Source organism: Actinomadura sp. GC306 (assembly GCF_004348665.1).
Taxonomy (GTDB): domain Bacteria; phylum Actinomycetota; class Actinomycetes; order Streptosporangiales; family Streptosporangiaceae; genus Spirillospora.
In genome coordinates this window covers 1-1,816 of the sequence record NZ_SMKM01000502.1, presented here as the reverse complement: position 1 = coordinate 1,816, position 1,816 = coordinate 1, and the positions used below count along the sequence as shown (strand labels likewise).

Genomic DNA, 1,816 nt, shown 5'->3' with positions numbered 1-1,816 from the left:
CCCTGCCCCCTGCCCCCAAACCGTTGACTTGCGGCGTGTTGTTGTTATCCGGCCTGCCATAACAACAACACGCCGCAAGTCAACGAGTTCGGGGGCGTGCTAGGCGGGCGGGTTGGGGTCGCGGGGGAGCTCGTCGCGGGTCACCTCGATGCGCTCCTTGCGGATCTCGCCGCGCACCGTCTGCTCGTCCTGCACCCGGTCGGTGCGGATCCGGATGCGCTCCACCGGGATGATCTCCTTGGTGACGACCGGGCGCTCCTCGTACAGGATGATCTCCTGCTCGTCCTCGGCGAGCGACACGTCCGAGCTCGGCTCACCGCCCCGGATCGGCTCGCGGTCGATCCTGAGCTCCTCGTGCGAGACGGGGATCGTGCGCTCGACCATCTCGGTCTCGACCCACTTGTGCACCCGGACGCGGCCCGACTCGTGCCGCTCGGTGCCGATGCGGAGCTGCTCCTCCGACCGGGTGATCTCGGTCATCGGCGCCTCCGCGCCCTCGCGCGCCGACTGCGGCGGCATGGCCTGCCGCTCCCGCTCGCCCTTCTCCGGACGGACGGCCATCCCCGCCGTGCCCGTGGCGGCCGCCTTGCCCTCGGCACCCCGCGTGCCCGCCTTGCCCCCGGCGTCCGGCGTGCCCGGCTTGGCCGGCGAACCTTCCTTGCCCGGGCCGCTCCCCTTGGCAGGCGCACTTCCCTTCGCCGGCGCGCCGCCCTTGGCCGCCGTGCCCGCGGCCTCACCGGTCGTCCCGGTCTCGTGGCCGGTGACCCGGCGGTCCTCGTCGGTGCCCTTCTGCGGGCCCTGCTCACCCGTCCGGCGGCCGCCCGGGGGACGCACTCCGTAATGCCGGTACAGGTCCACGATCTGCGCGTGCGAAAGGTGCTCGTCCGCGTCCACGTTCGGAGCGCCCTTGATGGTCTCCTTGTCGTAGGGCACCTGGAGGGCGTCCTGCCCCCTGCGGGTACCGGCCAGGGGGACGAAGCTCTCCCGCATGCCGAACCAGCCGGTGTGCACGGTCACCCACTCCGGAGAGCCGGAATCGTCGTTGAGGTAGACCTGCTTGATCGTGCCGACCTTCGTGCCGTTGGTGTCGGTCACGCTCATGCCCATCAGTTCCCGCACCTGTGTCTGCGCCTGCACGTTGAACACCTCTGCTCTCGTAACGCTCCCGGACGGCGGAAGGCGAGGGGGAGGCGGTACCCGCCACGCGGTAGCGGTGGATTGCCGGATAGCTTGCTGAATTACCAAAATGACCCAATTCAAAACGCGTTTGCGGGATCATGGACGACGATTTACCGAAGACTTACCCCGGCGCCGCGTGGTCCACTTTTCCAGAATTACCACCTTTAGCGGGATGTCGCCGCTTTTGTCAGCGGCACAATACCGTCGATGGTGATCATTTTAGGAAGTCACGGTTTTTCTTTCCGTCGCTCGCGCAAGACTCCGAAAGGACGATTCCAGACATCGGAGAACTGATATGCACGAATCTTCACGCGGGTTCCGGCGGGCGGCGGGCGCGGCGGCCATGGCCGTCCTGGCCGCGTGCGCGGTGCCGGCCGGGGCCGGGCCCGCCCTCGCCGCCCCGGGGCCGCCCGCCTGGTGCGCGCCCGGCGGGACGCTCCAGATCCGCGCGATGCCGGCGCATATAAAGATCGCCGAGTGCGACCTGCGCGGGCGTACCGTGCACGGCGCGAACGGGCTCACCGCGGTCGTCCCGTCCGACGGCACCTCGCTGGTCGCGCACGCGCTGCGCACCACCGGGGGCGGCGCCGAGCTGCGCATCGAGGTCGACGACCGCGCGGGCGTGATCACCTTCGGC

At 69.6% G+C, this 1,816-nt stretch carries 2 protein-coding genes; one reads left to right on the top strand and one right to left on the bottom strand.

Annotation, left to right across the window (positions count from 1 at the left end):
* Positions 1 to 99: 99 nt before the first annotated feature.
* The gene (locus E1200_RS33035) at positions 100 to 1,137 is read right to left on the bottom strand and encodes a PRC and DUF2382 domain-containing protein (protein ID WP_131956567.1); all 1,038 of its coding nucleotides are present in this window, start codon (positions 1,135 to 1,137) and stop codon (positions 100 to 102) included.
* A 493-nt stretch (positions 1,138 to 1,630) separates the two neighbouring features.
* Between E1200_RS33035 and E1200_RS33030 the strand changes: the two genes are divergently transcribed.
* The coding region (locus E1200_RS33030) for a hypothetical protein (protein ID WP_131956565.1) at positions 1,631 to 1,816 on the top strand (186 nt) is incomplete at its 3' end.